The organism is Mesorhizobium sp. M1322, from assembly GCF_040318085.1.
Classification (GTDB): domain Bacteria; phylum Pseudomonadota; class Alphaproteobacteria; order Rhizobiales; family Rhizobiaceae; genus Mesorhizobium.
The window spans coordinates 1-20,016 of the sequence record NZ_JAMYLP010000069.1 but is presented as its reverse complement, the minus strand read 5'-3'; the positions used below and the strand labels follow the sequence as shown (position 1 = coordinate 20,016).

Sequence of the window (20,016 nt, the reverse complement as noted above, 5' to 3'; positions counted from 1 at the left end):
CTGCGAATAATGCCGTTCTGCTGAGTTTTTCTCCGTCTTCTCTCTTTCTGCTTTGTTCTATCGTCATCGAGGAAAAGGACCCTGTTTGGCGAGCTCAATATGCGAAGGGCATCAATAGAGCCGGCTCCGCCATGGAGACGATGGACACGATCAAGATGAGCCGGCCAACCTCCTCAACATCGGCGGCGGCGCCTCGCCCGAGCGGGGCGAAATCGATCAGCGGCGTGCTCGGTGACAAGAATTTTGAGACCATTCATCGTCAACATGTTCGCCGGCACCAACCGCTGCGACTGAGTCGCCGAGGCGATCCGCGAGGTCAGCGTCAAGCGTGCCGTGGTGGTTCGGCTCTCCGGCACCAAGGTCGAGTAAGGGCGCCTCGTCCTCGCCGACCCCGGCGAAGCGGTAACTGCCGCGAAGACATTCGCCGAAGCCGCCGAAAAGGCCGTCGCCGCCCGGCGCGCCGAGGGAGGTCCAAAAAGAGCAATTCTGCTCAACCGCAGCAGCGGTCATCCTCCAAGGCTTCACCGGCAAGATCGGCAGCTTCCATGCCGAGGACATAGAGCGCTACCGCACCAAGCTCGTCGGCGGCGTGACGCCAGGCAACGATAGCCAGACGCCTCTCGGCCTGCCCGTCTTCAACACCTGTAAAGGGGCCGCGGTGCACGAGCCCCGCGCTGGACCAGCATCGTATTCGCGCCGCGGCCCTTCGCCGCCGATTCGATCATGGAAGCGGCGGATGCCGACACAAACCTTTGCGTCTGCATCACCTTGCAGGACATGATGCAGGTCAAGCGCTTATATGCGCCCTTATTGCTTCGAGGACCGCGTGCGGCTAGTCGGGACGAACTGCGCCGGCGTCATCATGCACGGACGGCGCTGATGGGCATCATGCCGGGCAGTATCTATTTTCCCGGCCGTGTCGGCATCGGCGGCCACTCCAAGACGCCCAGCTATGGACGGCTTCGCAGATGAAGGCGCTCGGCATCGGCGTGCCGACCGACTAGCGTCGGCATTAGCGGCGAGACTATCAACGGCCCGTCCTTCAAGGACATGCTGAAGCTGCTCGGACACGGCGCTGAGCCTTCTAGACCACGAAGCTAAGCTGCGGGCAAGGTCACAAAAACGCAGGTTTTCTGCGACCGCACAGCCAGGTCCTCGCGAAGCAGTGCCCTGAAGCATGCTAGGTTGCCGTCCAGTACGGATAGGCATGGAACGAATGCTTAGTCCGGTCAACCACCCACTGCAGAGGACCTTACGAAATGGACTATGACAAACCCTTCCTGCCTGCGGAGTATCGACGCCGTGTTCATGACGTCAAGACACGGATGGAGGAAGCAGGTCTAGACCTGCTGATCTGCCAAGATCCCGCCAACATGTGCTGGCTGACCGGCTATGACGCCTGGTCCTTCTACACGCCTCAAGTGGTCCTGCTGCACCTCCAATCGGAAACGCCGATGTGGATCGGACGGCTGGTGGACGTAAACGGTGCTCGAGCTACGACAGACCTGCCTTCTGAGAACATCATCAATTTCTCAGATGACCGACTCCATCATGTGGAACTGCATCCCTACGATGAAGTCAGCGAAATCATAAAATCACGCGGATGGGGATCTGATCGGATAGGAGTTGAGCTTGATGCGCATTTCTACACTGCGCGAGCGCACCAGCACCTTGTTAAAGGTCTTCCAAATGCAAAGTTCTCCGACAACCTCGGACTCGTTAATTGGGCGAGACTCGTTAAATCTGACGCTGAACTCGTCTATATGAGGGAAGCGGGCCGGATTGTCAGCTACGTTATGCGCACGGCGATCGAAAATCTAAAGCCTGGAGTGCCGGAATACGAAATTGCCGCTCAGATTTACGCCTCTCAAACAAGAGGTATTGACGGAAAATACGGTGACTATGCCAGCCTTTGCCCGTTGATTCAGGTTGGCGAAAAAACGAACGCTCCGCACCTCACGTGGTCGGATAAACCGTTGCCTTCAACGGGGCTCGTTCTCTTGGAGATTGGCGCAGCGAGACGCCATTATCATGCGCCGCTGACGCGTACCATTTACATGGGAAAGCCACCTAAGGAGGTCAGACATCTCGCCAATGCCATTGTGGAAGGTGGCGATGCTGTACTCGAAATGGCGAAGCCGGGTGTAGTCGTCGACGAGCTGAATGCCGTCTGGCATAGTGTCCTTAACCGGCACGGGTACATCAAAAAAGGCCGTTCCGGCTACTCAATCGGCATGAATTTTCCGCCGGACTGGGGCGAACGTACGGTGAGCATTCGCGCTGGCGAAAGGACTGTGCTCCAGGCGGGCATGTGCTTCCATTTCCAATCAGGGGTGAGACCTGCTGCCTTCGGAGCCGCAATATCGGAGTCGTTTGTTGTTACCGAAAAAGGTGGCGAGCGGCTAGCTGATGTTGCCCGCGAGTTGATTGTCGTGGACTAAGCGGAAGCTTTAGTATTTGTCTACTCAGCCGGATTGGGAAGGTGCACCGATGTGCTTCGCTTCCCAATCCCTGCCCTACCATCTCACCGCAGTGTCTTCGCCGGTGGATCACCGGAGTGCCAGCCGCGCTGTTCATCGCCGTCGACCTGTCCACTAAGCTCTGCGGGAAGGCGAGTCGAAGACCCCGAATGATTGCCTGCGCGGACCTAGCCCGTCTAGCTTGAACGGACAAACGGGTGCATTTGTAGCTGGAGACAGTCGTCGCTTCACGACAGGCCGACTGTCGGGAATATGTGCGCAAGGCAGCTTCGTTATCTCCTGTCAAAGCTTCCACTTGAAGACGAGTGCGTTGGGTGTTGGTATCAAACCGCTCACGCGGCGGTCTGCTCGACCGCTTCATTCCCTCGGCTGCTCCATCTCCCTGGTGCCGCCGGCCAAGGTGCCCAGCGCTATTAAGATGGCCTTTTGTGCACGAGACCTTCATCTCTGATCTGCACCCAGATCGGTCAACGAAAAAGCAAATGCGGACCGCACGGTGCTGCTATTGCGCCACCTGCAAGACCGCGTCGGCAACTACCCACATCAGGTTCGGCGACGAGGCCGTAGAGGCAGTGGGTGCATAGATATTCCGGAGGCTCATGCGCATACACGGGGATGTTCTTGTCGAAATCTGCCAAGCGGCGAGGCGATTCCCAGCCGTGAGCGTCAAGGGCCGCCATCGGAGAGACGGTGCAGGTTACGATCTGCGACTCCGACACGCGGTGCAAGTGTTCGCAATCGCACCAATACAGGGTTCGTTGGCGTCGCACCGCCTCGCGAGCGCAATAATTCCGCGCTGAACTTGAGAAATACGCAGAACGACACCGTTTTGAGCCCCAATTAGCACGATCTCCGCGAGCCTCGCCCCTTAGTCTGTTGGGAAAAGACTGACTATGGATCGTATGCCGGAAATGCGCGGAAGCGCTGCCACAGACGGTCAAACTTGCGTTGTCGAAACAGCTTGACGCTGCCATCTCCGAGTGAAACCGAACAAGGATACATATGATTACCAATCAGCCCTTCCGTCCTCGTGAAGTACCCACTCGCCACCACGAAATTCTCATAGTTGGTGGAGGCATCGCCGGAGCGAGTGTTGCCTTTCATCTTGCAAAGAACGGCAAAAAGGACATCGCGCTTTTAGAGCGCAACACTCTTACGTCCGGCACGACTTGGCACGCTGCTGGTTTGATCATGCAGACGCGTGGCACTCATGCGCTGACAGAGATCGCAAAATATAATGCAGAACTCTACTCCGCTCTGGAGGCCGAGACCGGGCAAGCTACCGGATTCAAGCGAAATGGCACGCTTGGGGTCGCCAGAACCAAAGAGCGTCTATACGAAACTGCACGCAATGCCTCAATCGCCAAAAGTTTTGGCCTTGAGGCCAATATGATCTCGCCGAGCGAGGCGAAAAAGCTCTATCCAGCCCTCAACGCGTCAATCATCGAAGGTGCAGTCTTTATCCCTGGAGACGGTCAAACCAATCCTGTCGACACATGCATGGCGTTAGCTATCGGCGCCAAGAAGAACGGTGTGAAAATCGTTGAAAACGCCGAAGTCACAGACGTTTGGCGAACACCAGACGGCCAATACCAAGTTCGGACAAACGACGGGGTCGTAGAGGCTGAGGTTCTCGTGCTCGCGTGTGGACTTTGGACCAGAGACCTTGCTTCCAAGTTAGGTGCGCGAATTCCGATCTACGCGGCAGAGCACTTTTATGTAGTGACCGACGCGATGGAGTTTGTGACGCCCACCTTACCTGTGCTGCGCGACACCGACGGCCATGTATATCTGAAAGAAGACACAGGAAAGCTCCTGGTGGGAGCCTTCGAGCCCTGGGGCAAACCTTTGCCGATGGGGAAGCTTCCGAAGGAAACGGCCTTCATCGAGCTCTGCGAAGACTGGGAGCACTTTGAACTGCCGATGACGAAGGCGATAGAGATTGTTCCTGATCTCGCGAACGCCGGCATTGCCAAGTTTTTCAACGGTCCTGAAAGTTTCACCCCCGACCTTCTGTTCATGATCGGTGAAGTTCCCGGATTGAAAAATCTTTTCGTTTCGACCGGTTATAATTCAGAGGGCATTGAATACGGGGCGGGAGCGGGGCGAGCACTGGCAGAGTGGATCATTGCCGGCGAGCCACAGATGGATACGAGCTTCGTCGATGTCGCCCGATTTCATCCCTTTCAGATCAATAATACATATTTGCACGATCGCACGGCCGAAGTGTTGGGCCTTCACTACAAGATGCACTGGCCGAACTACCAACTTGAGACCTCTCGCGGGGTGCGCAAAAGCGTATTACACGACCGGTGGGCGAAGCTTGGAGCTAGCTTCGGCGAAGGCATGGGCTGGGAGCGCCCTATGTGGTTCGCGGGGGAGGGAGGACAGACGGAGAACGTCTATTCCTATGAGGAGCCGAATTGGTTTAAGTATACCAGTCAAGAATGCCATGCCGCTCGGAACGATGCGATTCTTTTAGACCAGAGCTCGTTCGGAAAACATCTAATTCAGGGCCGCGACGCCTGTCGTTTCCTTCAGTGGCTTTGCGCGGGTAATGTAGATGTGCCGGTGGGGAAACTGGTTTATACCCATATGCTTAATCAAAAAGGCGGGATTGAAACAGATATTACAGTAAATCGCTTGTTGGAGACTGAATTTTTGATCATCTCATCTGCGACGGTCCATCCGCGGGATAAAGCTTGGATTGCAAAACATATCACAGATGAGTGGAACGTCACGATCACTGATGTCACGTCGGCCTACGCGGTGCTATCGTTGCAAGGGCCGAAGTCGCGCGAGATTCTATCTAAGGTTACTGATACGAATCTTGCGAACGTAGCCTTTCCATTTGCGACCAGTCAGGAAGTCGACATTGGGTACGCTCGGGTGATAGCTAACAGACTAACATATGTCGGGGAACTTGGTTGGGAGCTTCATATTCCGACTGAAATGGCTCAGCATGTCTTTGATGTTGTGTGGGAAGCAGGGCGAGCGTTTGGTCTTAGGCCTGCAGGGTACCACGCGCTCGAACATCTGCGGTCTGAACGCGCATACCGAGAATACCAGCTCGATCTTACTCCAGTGGACACGTTGCTTGAGGCGGGCCTTGGATTTACAGTTGACTGGGATAAAAAATGTGGCTTTCTCGGAAGGGACGCCCTGAAAGCCCAAAAAGACGCGATGCCCCTGAAAAAACGACTGGTATCATTCAAGCTTCGTGATCCGAAACCTGTTCTCTTTCACGAAGAGCTTATCCGCTGCGACGGAAGGATCGTGGGCTATATTTCGTCTGGCGTGAAGAGTTTTACAATCGGAACCTCAATCGGACTGGGATATGTAAACCATCTCGCCGGTGTCACGAAGGAGTTGATCGAAAACAGCCGGTGGGAAATCGAGATCGCCGGCAAACTCTATGAATCCGATGCGTCCCTCGGGGCGTTTTTCGATCCAAATGGGGATCGGGCTAAGCAATAGGTTGTGCGCCACACTCTCGCCGAGGGGGAACGGCCGAGCAACGCGATTTCGAACCTCGTCGTGTTGCCATAGCCCCAATGCCGGGCGGATCCGCTCCGCAACTACTTTCAAAGCCTGATAGGCTCACTCTCGCTATGGCCTACTGGACCGCTCAGCCGCGCAGGCGGACCTTATCACGAGGCTTGGACCATCTCCGGGTGGAAGCTTCCAACTGACATGCACCTCCGGCCGGCTGCGCCAGCGAAATGACTGAGGTAATCATCGTGACGAACGCTCCACAAATCGAGCGCATTGAGAAAGATCCGCTTGGCCCTGTAAGCATCCCGGTCGATGCTTATTACGGTCCTCGCACGGCACGGGGCATCGCCAACTTCCCCATTTCGGGAATTAGAAATCAGCCAGTTTCCGAACTTCATCAAGGCGCTTGCCTATGTTAAAATGTCAGCGGCACGCGCCAACGCCGCGCTCGGCGATCTCGATGAACAAAAGGCCGATGTCATCTGCCAAGTCTGCGAGGAAATCGCGGCGGGCAGGCACCTTGGCGAATTCCCGCTCGATGTGTTTCAGGGCGGCGCCGGGACCTCGACCAACATGAACATCATCGAGGTCATCGCCAACCGCGGCTTGGAGATCATGGGACTGCCACGGGGAAAAAACGACCAGCTGCATCCCAACAATGAGGTGAACTTCGCTCAATCGACAAACGACGTTTATCCGACGGCGATCCGCCTTGCGATCCTTCTTTCACGCGGGGCGTTGCAGCGAGCTTTGGAGCAGCTCGCGGGCGAGTTGGAGGCCAAGGCCGAGAGCTTTTCGGACGTGGTCAAGCTTGGCCGGACGCAGTTGCAGGACGCGGTTCCGATGACGCTGGGTCAGGAATTTCAGGCTTTCGCGACGACGCTGCGCGAAGATGTGGCCCGTATCGGCGAGATTGCCTCTTTGTTCTATGAGATCAGCCTCGGTGGCACGGCGATAGGTACGGGCATCAATACGAATCCCGACTATCAGGCGGCAGCTGTCGCGGAGTTGCACGCGATTTCTGGCGTGCCGGTCGTCTCGGCGGGTAATCTGATCGAGGCGTGTTGGGATACCGGCGCCTTCGTGCTCTTTTCTGGAATGTTGAAGCGCACGGCCACGAAACTTTCGAAGATCTGTAACGATCTGCGGCTGCTATCCAGCGGCCCTCGTGGCGGCCTGAACGAAATCAATTTGCCAGCTCTTCAGCCCGGCTCCTCGATCATGCCCGGAAAGGTCAATCCAGAGGTGCCGGAGATGGTCAACCAGGTCGCCTTCCAGATCATCGGTTACGATCTCACAATCACTCTCGCCTCCGAAGCGGGGCAGCTGCAGTTGAACGCGATGGAGCCGGTCATCGCCTACAACATACTGCATTCGCTGGAGCTTTTGACGAATGCCGTCGATGTGCTGCGCACGAAGTGCATCGTAGGCATTACTGCCAATGCTGGTACTTGCCGAAAACATCTCGAAGCCAGTACAGCCGTCGCAACAGCACTGACGCCTGCGATCGGCTACGAGCGGGCAGCGGAGCTTGCGAAGGAGGTCCTTGCCTCCGGCAAAACCATCCGCGAAGTCTTGGCCGAACAGCCGGACCTTTCGGAGGATCTAATTGCGCAAACCGCCGATCCACACCTTTTGACCCGGCCAACCCGATCACGATTGGCATCTTAAATAGCAGGCCGAAGATTGATCGATTCATTTGCGCAGCGGCGCTGCTGGTCGGGTCGGTAACCGACGGTCTTTTTGTCGGCGAGCCGTGATATAACATCTGCGGACCAGGGGGATCACCGACGGGGCGGTCGGGCGGTCCCAGTCTTGTGAAGATGGAAAAGCCGCTAGACCGCTCAGAGGTGGTGCGGGGGCATAAGGTGGAATCGAAGGACGATCCAGCATGAAGACACGCAGGCGGTTTCCGGCCGAGTTCAAGGTTGCGGCGTGATGACGAAGCTGCACGACAAAAATCGGCCAGCTCGCCGTCGAGCGGTTCGATCTTGCGCGAACGTAGTCCCGCGAACCCGATGTTACCGCCGGGCTTCGCGGCTATCCCTGTATGATCGCGTCGGACAGTCCCTAGTAAATAAGCATAATCTTTTGGTAGATTTCGACCGCTTTGGCTAGCTGATCTATCTCCACGAACTCATTGGGGGTATGGGCCTGATTGATACTGCCTGGGCCGAGAATAACGCAGGGAATTCCTGCCAACGAGAGCTGGCTTGCATCCGTGCCATAAGGCACCCCGACGTGCTTGCCCGTTCCGGCAACTTCAGCACACGCCTTAGCCGCCACTGCGGCAATTTTCGTCGCCTCCGCGCTTGGGGGAGCTGGATCCTCCAAAGCAGGTAGCAACGAACGAACGTTGATCTTGTCCGGACCCTGGCGCAGCTCTTCCAATATGTTCTCAACTTCCTGAAGTGCATCCGCCGGTCGCTCTCCAGGCGTCAGTCGCCTGTCGATCCAGACGCGGCATGATGGCGGTACAGTTGCCAACTCTACCCCCCCTTCAATGAGAGTAACTGTGAGGGTCGGAGGGCCGACCAACGGATGCACTCGTCGCGACAAAGTCTCGTTAATTTTGTCGAGCGCCAAAATGACCTTGGCCATTCCTGTAATCGCGTTCACTCCCAGATGAGGTTTGGAACTGTGAGCGGGCACCCCCTCCACTTCAACCTGCCAGCGAACCGAACCTTTATGTGCGACGACAAGCTCCAGGTCGGTGGGCTCACCGACTACAGCTGCATCATATGAAACACCTGACTGTGCGATTGCTCGGGCTCCCTTCTTCCGGTACTCCTCGTCCACGCTTGCGGCCAGAACGATCGTGGCTCTGGGTTTACGCTCTCCCAGGGTGCTGAGAGCGATCAACATCGCTGCCAACGGGCCCTTATCGTCACAACTTCCTCGGCCATATATTCGCCCTTCCCTTTCCTCTGGAGAAAAAGGGTCTGCCTCCCAATTATCAACGGGCACCGTGTCCATATGGGATATGAACAAGACGCGCTTAGCGGGGTCCTGCCCAGGGACCCAGGTCAAGAAGTTCGAACGTCCGTCAGTCACTTCCTGATATTCAAAGGGTAGATTTCGCTCCCGGCAAAAGGCCTCGAGAAACTCGGCGACCTTCTGTTCCCCGCTCCCCCGTGCTGATGCTGACGGGTTGATGCTCTCAATCCTAACGAGTTGCTGGAGAAGCTCGACGGTCTGTGTGCTAATAGACGACATAGGCACTCCTATCTCTCAAGATGCAAGGTTGCGGCTATGCCAGCCAATCCTTGGCCAGGCCGACGACCCGGTCAGCGTCGTCTGCTGTGTTGTATAGATGCAGTGAGAAGCGCAGCATGCCCCGGCGTACTGACACGATGACCTGGTTGTTCAACAGATGCTCGTGCAGCGAATGAATGCGGCTTTCGGCTTCGCGCGAACCAGCAAGCGCTGCTGGATCTCCAAGAGCAACAATACTTCCGGTGTGATCGCCGGGTGCTCCGCCGCAGACGGGTAGCCCGAGATCTAGGAGGCCCGATACCAGTCGCTTTGCAACCAACGTAACGCTTTGTTCAATGGCCGGCGTGCCGATTTCCATCAGCTGGCCCATTGATGCGTAGGCCGCTATGACGCCCGGAAAATTGTAATGCCCAATTTCGAAACGGGGCGCGCCGGCGCGCAACTTTACCGAATCGAATATAGGTGCCGACTCTGGTGCGTTCCCCAGATCGACACTAAAGCGGGCGAGGTAGGCAGGGCTTAGGCGATCGGCCCATTCTTGGCGGCAATACAGAAATCCCAACCCATAGAGGCCCATCAACCCCTTGTAAGATGATGCCACCAAACCGTCGACGCCAAGCCGAGTGACATCAGTGTGGAGTATACCAACTGATTGGGATGCGTCGGCCAAAAGAAAGGCGCCCATCTGCTTGCAAGCTGCGGCAATCGGCTCCATCTCTGTCTTGAAGCCTGGGACCATTGTGACCGTCGATAGTGTGACGATACGAGTGCGAGAGTCGATGGCCGTGGTAACAGCATCGGACGGAATTGCACCGCTATCAGCTTCTACCACCCGAAGTTCAATCCGGTGCTTGTCTCTGAGATGCAGCCAAGGCAAGATGTTGTTTGCGTGCTCCACTTCCCGGCACAGGACAACATTGTCTCCGGGCCTCCAAGCAACTGCGTTTCCAATTATATTGATGCCTTCCGATGCGTTCTTCGTGACAGCGATCTCATCTTTTTGGGAGCCAATGAATTGAGCGAATCTGGAACGTGTCAGCTCGACAAGTTCCATCATTTCTTCTTCGTCGTTCAGACCATTCATTCTATTGTCGAGATGCTGATCCATAGATGCGCGGGTCGTTCGGGATATGAGTCCCTGATTTGCAACATCCATATAAATGGCGCTTTTAGTGGCCGGAAACTCCGTCCGGAGGACGTCCAAGGGAAGAAAATGGCTTGTCATGCTCGTCATCAGATCCGTGTTGGTGGGCAGAGAGTGCAAAACCTATTCAGGGCGCCCAATTTCTACAGTGATGAGCAACGAAATTGCCCTTGATTGAGAAGCCGTCGAGCTACCTTTACGCGCGACCGTGCCATGGGGCCGAATTCATTAAGGACAAGACGTTCACACCGGGGGCAGGGGGCCTTCGCTGATCAGATCATTTTATGGCTTGATCATTGTGGAAGTGAGGCTAATATTCATGGAGACGAGCAGTTTTTCTGCGCAAATATGCTCTTTTTTGCAGTGATCGTGAAATGGAACTGGATCGAGTTGATCGGAAGCTTCTCAACGCCGTGCAGCGCGACAATCGCCTTACGACAGCCGAGCTAGGCGAACTTGCGGGCCTTTCTGCGACCGCTTGTCAGCGGCGACTAAAGCGACTGCGGGATGACGGTGTGATTGAGGCTGACGTTGCCATAGTCTCGCCACAAGCCGTGGGGCGGCCCATGCTCATGCTGGCCTCGATCAGTCTCGAGCGCGAGCGGGTAGATATCATTGATCGCTTCAAGCAAGCGGTTCGGCGCACGCCTGAGATCATGAGTGCGTATTATGTGACGGGTGAAGCCGATTTCGTCCTCATGATTTCTGTGCGCGACATGGCTGAGTATGAGGCATTTACCCGCCGATTTTTTCACGAATCTGATATCAAGGCAGTTAAGACGATGGTCGTAATGGATCGTATCAAGGCATCGTTAGCTCTGCCTATTGAGGAATAACGGCGGTATTCGCTTGTATTGAGTGTTGCGCTGGGATTTTGTCGCATAAACCTAATATCGATCGCGGCTCGTCGGATAGTAATACGATTTGGGCGTAGGTGAAGTGCGCCGTGCGCCGACACCATTCTTTATCTCGACGCGCTTATCGTTCGTCGCGTAAGAGCTCGGCCGTCAGGCCCCTGAGCATGATGACAAAGGCGCCGCTGGCGGGCTCATGACTATGGCGCATCCCGGAGCGTGACGCAGCACAACGCAGCGCTCGATATTGGCCCGCGCTTCGAGGCGCAATGCCTGCGGGGGGGGTATGACGGCGCCGCGACTGGCTTGCCGCAAGCTCGGGGCAGGGAATGCTTTCGTGGTTGACATCATGGTCGACGGCATCCTTGACAATCTCGTCGCCGAGCCGCGCCAACCAGGGGAAGCGTTCCTTGTAGTACTCTTCTCATAATCGCGCCATGCTCTGGGCAAAAACCCTCAAGACCCAACCCGGCCGGATCTAGACGAGACTGTCTTGGCCGCGGGAACCTGCAAGGCGTGTCAAACTGCGCAGGCGGCGAGAAAACGCCGATTTCATGCGTCAAGCAGCCGTAGTGCGCGCGAAGCAGTTCATCGAGGATGCTATACACGAGATAGGTCCATTTTTGGCGTGTAGCCACCTAGAGGGATGAGCATTTCAATGTCGCAGGAAGTCGACGAGCATGGTCCCGAGTCATGGCAGCTCGATCCGACGCTCGGTGTACCTATCATCCCACCGGATGAGTGGTCCTTTTGGCCTTACAGCAGTTGGACATTTTCGCACGTAAGCGAATATACGCGAACCGCTACGGTTTGGCGGGGGCCAGGACCGGTCCTGCCGCTCCCACGCCGGCTCAAGGATATCGGCGACATCGAAATTGCGTTCAGAGAAGGCCAGCGCGCCACAATCCGCGATTATCTCGAGAGGGACTATACCGACGGGTTTCTGGTTCTGCATCGCGGCGAGATCGTGTTCGAAACATACATGAATGGCCTGGAGCCGCATTTTAAGCACATTGCCAGATCGGGTTCGAAGTCCATCACGGGTACGATGATCGGGATCCTTGTCCATCGGGGGCTTATCGACCCTGAAAGTCTGGTAACGCAGTATTTGCCGGAACTCCAGGTGACCGCCTATCGCAGCGCTACTGTGCAGCACCTGCTGGACATGACTGCCGGCGCGACGATGAAGGGGCCATGGTATGAGCCACATACCGATTACTACAATTTCTGTGTGGCTGGAGGCTATTTCGGCCCCTCCGAGGCACATCCTGACGCTCCAGCAGATGTGTGGCAAGCCATTCTGCGGATAACGGAGCAGGAGGCGCCGCACGGCGCCCGGTTCGCGTACTTTGACCCCAACATCGACGTGCTGGGGCTCATCATGCAGCGCGTAACCGGCAAGTTTCTCCCGGAGCTGTACAGCAGTGAATTGTGGGGCCCGATGGGCGCGGAGGAAGACGCCTGCCAAATCGTAGACAAATCCCGTTTCGCCATGTCGTCCGGGGGATTCCAGGCCACACTTCGTGACTTTGCACGCTTCGCGCTTCTGCATCTGCGACGCGGCAGACTGAACGGAAGGCAGATCGTTCCATCTGAATGGATCGAGGCTACACGACGCCCTAAGCCTGTCCTATTCAAGTCGTTCGAAAATGATGCGAGCTCTTACGTAGATGCGAGGTCAGAGTTGCCAAACGGTACTTATCACAATACTTTCTGGATCGAGGACCAAGAGCGAGGCGCCTATATTGCGTGGGGGTATGGTGGCCAAGTGATCTATATTGATCCGGAGGCGGACTTCGCGGCAGTGAAACTGTCCCACCAGCCTGGCCAATTGCCGGTGAAACGCGCACAGTGGCCGGACCAAGTATATCAGGCCCCCAAACCCCTTCCGTTTGATTCATTCGCGGCGATCCGCGCCATCCGAGATGAATTGGAAAGCTAAGAACTGTGGGGCGTGCGCTGCTCTCCGCGGCGACGGGGTAGTCGATCGTGAAACGCCGGGACGATCCTGTCGGATCCACCGTACATGTCCGTCGCGATAGGGCAATGGCCGATCATTACCGAGAGGAGCACTTAGCATCTTAAAGCCTGACCCGAAACTCGGGATTGGGATGGTTCAACGCTATTTCTATGCTCGGCGCGACAATCGGCTGTGGACGACCATCAATTTCCCCTGGGGGTAGCAGCACACGTCGGCCTCGGTCGCCAGGCGAGCCCGAGCGCCGGCATCATCAGCGTTGCCGGTTTGCGTGGCTACGACGCCGGCAAGAAGGTCAAGGCCGCAAGCGCCATATCATCACGACGCCGAGGGGCAGCTGGTCGAGCTGGCGGTGCATACGGCCGACGATCCAGGACAGGAATGGGCAGTCGGCGTCATGGCCTCCAATCGACAGCTTTATCTGTGGTTGCGCCGTCTGTTCGCCCGCGGCGGTGCCGCAGAAAAACTGACGCAGGCTCCCGAGCAATCTCGGCACGTGGACCATCGAGATCCATCAAGCGCTCCGGCACGGCCAAAGGCTTTGAGGGGCTGTCGCGACGATGGGTCGTCGAGCGAACTATCGCTTTTCTAAGACGTTGTCGCTGGCTGGCCAACTAATCGAGGTGACCATCGACAAGCACCGACCCTAGATCTTCATCGCATCGATTCGCCTTATGCATCGCAGCACGGCAGCTCCGCCTCGTGCGTAACCGAGTTTTGAGTCAGGTTCTGAGGTGTGCGCCGGACCGCTTGCTGGAAACGACCAATGATATCTATGCGATTGCGCTTCAGGCTGATGGACGCCAGCATCGGCATGGGTCGGCCCCGGCCTGTGGGGACACTACGGCAACATCAGCCTCAATCACACCAGCATCTCGCAGTTAGTCGCCGCTGACAAGCGGTAGCAGAGAGGCCTACAAGTTCGCCTAGCTCGGCCGTTGTAAGGCGATTACCGCGCTGCACCGCGTTGAGAAGCTCCCAATCAACTCCATTGAGGGCAATGAATGATCACTGCAAAATTTCAAAATGAGTGGGCCAACGAAGTGCGGGTCTCGCGCTCAGCGGTGAGTCTCTTGACAGATTCGGTCCACGAAACCTCGCTCAAATACGATGGGAGTCCAGTCTAGTCCAGTCAGCGTCAATGAAGTTTGCTGTTTGCTTCCACCCTGGGCTGCGCGAACAGCGGTTGGGCCGCCAGCAACCATCCGATAAGAAATCGATCGTGTCCCGCTGCGTGGTGTAGCTGGCGCATTGATCGCCGTGCTCTCCGGCATGGGGCCGGGCAGATCAGCGCGCCACGGCTGGCAGGCTGATCAGGGGATCATCGCTCATCTGGCTGATCGTTTCCAGATGGGGTTGTCTAATCGCCGCTGGGACGTCAAGCATGTAATTGCGTTGAGACGACGCTGCCGGGTGCATGGTTGTCTTCGCGGTCGACATCAGTCGCCGCATGATGGAGCTCCGCGGACGAGCCTTCAATGTGGACGACGCACTTTGCTGAGACAGCGGTGCAACCCCATCAGCGGAATGGCTCGGCTCACGTCCCGGCAGGGACGTCTCAGGCGCTCAGATCCTGAACGCTATTCGCAAGATTTCATGCTGTGGCGCCTTACGTCTTTCAGCTGCATGGAGCGGCGGCTGACGGAACTGTCCTATTTCGCAAGAAGCTGTCGCGCCTGCAGTTTTGCAGGTTTATGGAGGGTCAGCCGGCATGTGTCGTGGCGATGGAGGCGTGCGCCGGCTCCCATTATTGGGCTCGCGAGATGGTCCAGCTTGGCCATCAGCCGAAGCTGATTGCACCTCGGTATGTCAAGGCGTTCATCAAGCGGCAGAAAAACGACGCAGCGGATGCGGAGGCGATCGTCGAGGCAGCGCAACGGCCAACGATGCGCTTCGTCGAAATGAAAACCGAGGAGCAGCAGTCTGGGTCCATAATGTTTCGCACGCGAGAACAGCTGGTCAATCACCGCACTGAGTTGGTCAACGCATTGCGTGCGCACCTCTATGAATTCGGCCACATCGCGCCGCAGGGAATTCGTTATCTGAGCCGACTTGAACGTTTCGTTGAGGTCGAGAACGCCAATTTGCCTGATCTGGTCCGCGAGATCTGCCGCGATCTGCTGGACCAGATCTATCAGCTGACTGGCCGGATCGACGCACTGAAGAAGAAGATGGATGCCCTATCGAGGGAAGCTGAGGCATCTCGGCGCTTGCAAACCATGCCTGGCGTTGGCCCCATCGCCGCACTGGCGATCGAAACTTTCGCGCCGCCGATGGAGACGTTCAAATGCGGCCGTGACTTCGCCGCTTGGCTTGGGCTCGTCCCGTTGCAGAAGTCGACTGGCGGCAAGCAACGACTAGGAAAAACCTCGAAGATGGGCCAACGCGATATTCGACGGCTGCTCATCATCGGCGCCATGGCTGTGGTCCGATGGGCATCCCGGAAGGGCGCGCCCGAGAGCTCCTGGCTCGCCCGTATGATAGCGAAGAAGCCGCGCATGCTTGTGGCCATCGCGCTGGCCAACAAGATGGCGCGTGGCATCTGGGCCATGCTGACAAAGGAAGAGGATTACCGGAATCCGGCAACGGTGCCTGCATGAGCATTCAGCAGCACACCAAGCCGGTCCGTCGGGGAATGTGAGGAAGGCCTGAATCGCATGGGCAAATGATCGATCAGATCGGGGTCAGGAAAACCAGAATGACGCACCGAGCCTCACGCTCGCTTTCTAGATTTGGACCTGATCCGCGCATCACCATACCGGCCCGCGGCACGTCATGGCCGCAACTCAAGGCCTGACACAAGACCGCACTCGATCACGTGTTCAAAGGTTCAAAATCTTCCTTGCAAAACGGCTGGCATCCACACAAGGGTCATATATCTGGCCCGCTGCACTGCCCATTCATCGTTCTGTTCGAGCAGGATTGAGCCGACGAGGCGCACGATCGCGTCGTGTTCGGGAAGATTCCGACGACCTCGGTGCGCCGCTTGATCTCTCCGTTAAGACGCTCGATCGGATTCGTCGAGTGGAGCTTGGCGCGATGTTCCTTCGGGAGGGTCATGTAGGCCAGCACGTCGGGCTCGGCGTCGTCCATGATTGTCGCCAGCTTCGGCACCTTTGGCCGGATCTGGTCGGCGACGGCGCGCCATTGTACGGACGCGGCCTCGGGCGTCTCGTGGGCGAAACCGGTGGCGATGAAGGCTGAAACGACCCTGCGGCTGCCGGCATGGGCCAGCACGTTCCTCATGAAGTGGACGCGGCACCTCTGCCATGTCGCGCACAGCACCTTGGTGACGGCGCTCTTGAGGCCTTCGTGGGCATCGGAGACGACGAGCTTGACGCCACGCAGGCCGCGACGTGTCAGCTTGCGCAGGAACTCCGTCCAGATCGGCTCGGCCTCCGAGGTGCCAATCTAAATGCCCAGGACCTCGCGCCGGCCGTCCGCGTTGACGCCGACGGCGATGATAACGGCGACCGAGACGATCCGCCCACCGCGGCGGACCTTCAGGTAAGTGGCGTCGATCCACAGGTATGGCCAATCGCCCGATCGGCCGCTCGAGGAAGGCCTTCACCTTGCCGTCGATCTCCTCGCACAGCCGCGAGACCTGGCTCTTGGAGATGCCGCTCATGCCCATGGCCTTGACCAGGTCGTCAACCGACCGGGTCGAGATGCCTTGCACATAAGCTTCCTGGATGACGGCGGTCAGCGCCTTCTCGGCCATGCGGCGCGGTTCGAGGAAACCCGGGAAGTAGCTTCCCTTCCTGAGCTTCGGGATGCGCAGCTCGACCGTGCCGGCCCGCGTCTCCCAGTCCCGGTCGCGGTAGCCATTGCGCTGGGCGAGCCGCAGCGGGTTCTTCTCGCCATAGGCGGCGCCAGTGGCTGCGCCCACCTCCATTGCCATCGGCCGCTCGGCGGCAAAGCCGATCATCTTCCGCAGCAGATCGGCATCCGGGGTCTTCTCCACGAGCGTGCGCAGGTTCATCATGTCGTCGGTCATCGGTGGTCCTTCCGAAATGGGTTGGCGTCAACAACCAAACCCTACCGGAAAGCGCCGATGACCACCGACACGCCGCTCACTCGCTACAGCGCTACTAACGGCGCGCTCGCGAGCGGCTTCGTAGCCGCCGAGCTACACCACCTGATGGGATACGACCAAGAAATCGCGCCTATGCGCTAGCGGCGCGAAAACGCCGGTTTCCTGCATTCATTCACGGGGATTCGCGGATAGCGACCCCATATACATTGTTACTATTACAAGAAGAGGCTGCCTGAAGGCGCCCAGGGAAACACTTAGAGGGAGAAGGATCCAAATGTCACAGGAAGTCGACTATCTGAGCCGCTGCGTCGCTGCGGGCCGGCTGAGCCGGCGTGAATTTCTCGGCCGTGCCACGGCGCTTGGCGTCTCGGCCACGTTTGCGAATTCGTTCCTCGCTAGCGCGGCTCGGGCCCAGGGGCCGGTCCGCGGCGGAACTATCAAGGGCGGCCTCCATGGCGGTGAGGCAACCCAAAGCCTCGATCCGGCGGTCTTCATGACGTTGCCGTCCAACTTCGGCAAATGCTGGGGCGAGTATTTGGTGGCGGTGGTGCAGGGCGGCGGACTGGAGCATCGCCTCGCCGAGGAAGTCGGCTCGTCAAAGGACGCCAAGGTCTGGACCTTCAAAATTCGTCAGGACGTAGAATTCCACAACGGCAAGACCGTGACGGCGGAAGACGTTGTGGCGACGCTGGAACGCCATTCCAATAAGGAATCGAAATCCGGCGCGCTGGGTATCTTAGCCAACATTGGGAGCCTCAAGGCCGACGGCCGGAACGTCATCATCACCCTCAAGGAGCCGGACGCCGAGCTGCCCTTTCTGATGACGGACTATCACCTCGTCATCCAGCCCAACGGTGGCAAGGACAATCCGGCTGAAGGCATCAGCGCAGGTCCCTATAAGGTGACTGTCAACCAGCCCGGTGTCCGCTACGTCGGCGAGCGCTTCGCCGATTTCTGGCAGGCTGACAAGATGGGTTTCGCCGACCAGGTCGAGATCATCGCCATCAACGACGCGACGGCGCGCATCTCCGCGCTGCAGGGCGGTCAGGTTCACATGATCAACATGGTCGAGCCTAAGGTCGTTGATCTCGTCAAGCGCGTGCCCAGCCTGAAGGTCGAGGCCGTGTCAGGTCCCGGCTATGACGTTTTTAACATGTTCTGCGACACGGCACCCTTCGATAACAGCGACCTCAGGATGGCGCTCAAGCTCGCGGTGGATCGGCAGGAGCTGGTCGATAAGATCCTGCGCGGCTACGGGACCATCGGCAACGACTTCCCGATTAACGCCTCTTATCCGCTCTTCCCTGAAGGCATCGAGCAGCGCACCTTCGATCCGGATAAGGCCAAGTTCCACTATAAAAAGTCGGGCCACAGCGGTCCAATCCTTCTCAGGACCTCCGAGGTTGCCTTTGCCGGCGCCGTCGACGCCGCGCAGCTCTTCCAGCAGAGCTGCGCAAAGGCCGACATCGCCATCCAGGTCAAGCGCGAGCCGAGCGACGGTTACTGGTCGGAAGTCTGGAACAAGCAGCCCTTCTGCGCAACCTACTGGAGCGGACGAGCGACGCAGAGCCAAATGTACTCGACCGTCTATTTGTCGACGGCTTCCTGGAACGACTCACACTTTTCCCACGAAAAGTTCGACAAGCTTCTTATCGAGGCGCGCGGCGAACTGGATCAGGACAAGCGCAAGAATCTCTACCGCGAGATGGCCATCATCGTTCGCGATGAAGGCGGCACGATCGTGCCGATGTTCAACCAGTTCGTTGACGCCATTTCCGACAAGGTTGGCGGCTATGTCGGAGGGATCGACTCCTTGATGAACGGTTACGCGTTCGCGAAATGCTGGATCGAGGCTTGAACGGAGCCCGGGGTTTTTGATCGGCGATCTCGGTACCGCACTTGCCATGCACAGGAGATTATCGCGACGCTTATGCTGCGGCTGTGGAACACGCTAACGGCCTGCGGGTCGAGCCGCACTGTGTCGGTCGCTAGCCTTTTTCGATCGGGTCCACCGGCAGCTCAACTGAAACTAAAGCGTCCCCGATGTAAGATCCATGCCGATCGAGATCTTTGCACGGCGCGTTTTCTCGAAACCGGGCGCCATTTCCAGTGCCTCGCGATTGATGCGTTAATGTCCGACTGACCCCGACGATCACGTTCGAGTGAGGATGCCCCGCCAGCAATCGTCGCCTTGTGCATATGAAGATGGAGAAACGCGAACTTCCTGCGCTGACTCGAGGAAGATTTGTGAAAAGCGCATATTCATCCGCCATACGTTGAGGCGAGCGCTAAGCGGAGAACGTCGGTGGCGTGAATCCTGCATTCCGAGCTCGTCGTGGCGTCAGGTCTAGGCGGGCGATGCGCGATCAGTTCGTGAGACAAAAAGGGGCGATCACTTCGCTCGGAGATTCGGTATGGATGTGATGACGCAAATCATCAGGCACGTTCTCAATTCGAGCTTGGAGACGATACCTAAGCAAGCGATCGAACGCGCAAAGCTCTCCATTCTCGACACGATCGCATGCGCTATCGGCGGATCGAATGATCCTATCGCGCATTTCGCTCGCAAACTCGGCGCGGTGTCGGGCGGCAAGCCAGAATGCACAGTTTGGATTTCTGGAAAAAAGCTACCATCCAGCTTGGCTGTCCTTGTCAACGCGACGACAGCTAGAGCCCTTGATTTTGACGACACCTACGAGATTGGTATTAATGGCTGCCACGCCAGCGCATATGACGTTCCGCCGGCGTTGGCCCTTGCCGAACGCGACCCTTCTATAACCGGAGGCGAATTGCTGTCTGCCCTCGCGACAGCT

General features: G+C 57.5%; 12 protein-coding genes and 2 pseudogenes. 10 read left to right on the top strand and 4 right to left on the bottom strand.

Annotated features, from left to right (window positions below; all coding sequences use genetic code 11):
• Positions 1 to 483: 483 nt before the first annotated feature.
• The 4 genes and pseudogenes from NKH12_RS22155 to NKH12_RS22140 all read left to right on the top strand — a co-directional run.
• A pseudogene (locus tag NKH12_RS22155) lies at positions 484 to 1,062 on the top strand (succinate--CoA ligase subunit alpha); the annotation flags it as partial.
• Between the two features lie 197 nt (positions 1,063 to 1,259).
• Positions 1,260 to 2,441 (top strand): M24 family metallopeptidase, encoded by a 1,182-nt coding sequence (locus NKH12_RS22150; protein WP_352955085.1) that lies wholly within the window; start codon positions 1,260 to 1,262, stop codon positions 2,439 to 2,441.
• Positions 2,442 to 3,482: 1,041 nt separating this feature from the next.
• On the top strand, positions 3,483 to 5,957 hold the full coding sequence (locus tag NKH12_RS22145; protein ID WP_352955084.1) for a GcvT family protein: 2,475 nt from the start codon (positions 3,483 to 3,485) through the stop codon (positions 5,955 to 5,957).
• 330 nt (positions 5,958 to 6,287) lie between these two features.
• Positions 6,288 to 7,646, top strand: coding sequence for an aspartate ammonia-lyase (locus tag NKH12_RS22140; protein WP_352955083.1), 1,359 nt, complete (start codon positions 6,288 to 6,290; stop codon positions 7,644 to 7,646).
• Positions 7,647 to 8,045: 399 nt separating this feature from the next.
• On the opposite strand, the gene NKH12_RS22135 is transcribed toward NKH12_RS22140, so the two are convergent.
• Positions 8,046 to 9,191, bottom strand: coding sequence for a M20 family metallopeptidase (locus NKH12_RS22135; protein WP_352955082.1), 1,146 nt, complete (start codon positions 9,189 to 9,191; stop codon positions 8,046 to 8,048).
• 34 nt (positions 9,192 to 9,225) lie between these two features.
• Complete coding sequence (locus NKH12_RS22130) at positions 9,226 to 10,425, bottom strand: aminotransferase class V-fold PLP-dependent enzyme (protein WP_352955081.1); 1,200 nt, start codon at positions 10,423 to 10,425, stop codon at positions 9,226 to 9,228.
• A 284-nt stretch (positions 10,426 to 10,709) separates the two neighbouring features.
• On the opposite strand from NKH12_RS22130, the gene NKH12_RS22125 reads away from it, so the two are divergent.
• Together NKH12_RS22125 and NKH12_RS22120 are read left to right on the top strand one after the other, a co-directional pair.
• A complete protein-coding gene (locus NKH12_RS22125; RefSeq protein WP_352955080.1) occupies positions 10,710 to 11,171 on the top strand; it encodes an Lrp/AsnC family transcriptional regulator in 462 nt (153 codons plus the stop codon).
• Between the two features lie 676 nt (positions 11,172 to 11,847).
• The gene (locus tag NKH12_RS22120) at positions 11,848 to 13,131 is read left to right on the top strand and encodes a serine hydrolase domain-containing protein (protein WP_352955079.1); all 1,284 of its coding nucleotides are present in this window, start codon (positions 11,848 to 11,850) and stop codon (positions 13,129 to 13,131) included.
• Positions 13,132 to 14,025: 894 nt separating this feature from the next.
• Here NKH12_RS22120 and NKH12_RS22110 read toward each other — a convergent pair.
• Entirely contained in the window at positions 14,026 to 14,169 is a 144-nt protein-coding gene (locus tag NKH12_RS22110; protein ID WP_352955092.1) for an AsnC family transcriptional regulator, read from the bottom strand.
• A gap of 599 nt (positions 14,170 to 14,768) precedes the next feature.
• Between NKH12_RS22110 and NKH12_RS22105 the strand changes: the two genes are divergently transcribed.
• Positions 14,769 to 15,767: an IS110 family RNA-guided transposase gene (locus NKH12_RS22105; protein WP_352955077.1), complete on the top strand. Its 999-nt coding sequence runs from the start codon at positions 14,769 to 14,771 to the stop codon at positions 15,765 to 15,767.
• A 230-nt stretch (positions 15,768 to 15,997) separates the two neighbouring features.
• On the opposite strand, the pseudogene NKH12_RS22100 reads toward NKH12_RS22105, so the two are convergent.
• Positions 15,998 to 17,164, bottom strand: a pseudogene (locus NKH12_RS22100) (IS256 family transposase).
• Positions 17,165 to 17,221: 57 nt separating this feature from the next.
• On the opposite strand from NKH12_RS22100, the gene NKH12_RS22095 reads away from it, so the two are divergent.
• The 3 genes from NKH12_RS22095 to NKH12_RS22085 all read left to right on the top strand — a co-directional run.
• Complete coding sequence (locus tag NKH12_RS22095; RefSeq protein ID WP_352955076.1) at positions 17,222 to 17,344, top strand: hypothetical protein; 123 nt, start codon at positions 17,222 to 17,224, stop codon at positions 17,342 to 17,344.
• Between the two features lie 133 nt (positions 17,345 to 17,477).
• The gene (locus tag NKH12_RS22090) at positions 17,478 to 19,061 is read left to right on the top strand and encodes an ABC transporter substrate-binding protein (RefSeq protein WP_352955075.1); all 1,584 of its coding nucleotides are present in this window, start codon (positions 17,478 to 17,480) and stop codon (positions 19,059 to 19,061) included.
• 556 nt (positions 19,062 to 19,617) lie between these two features.
• On the top strand, positions 19,618 to 20,016 hold a 399-nt coding region (locus tag NKH12_RS22085; RefSeq protein WP_352955074.1), incomplete at its 3' end, for an MmgE/PrpD family protein.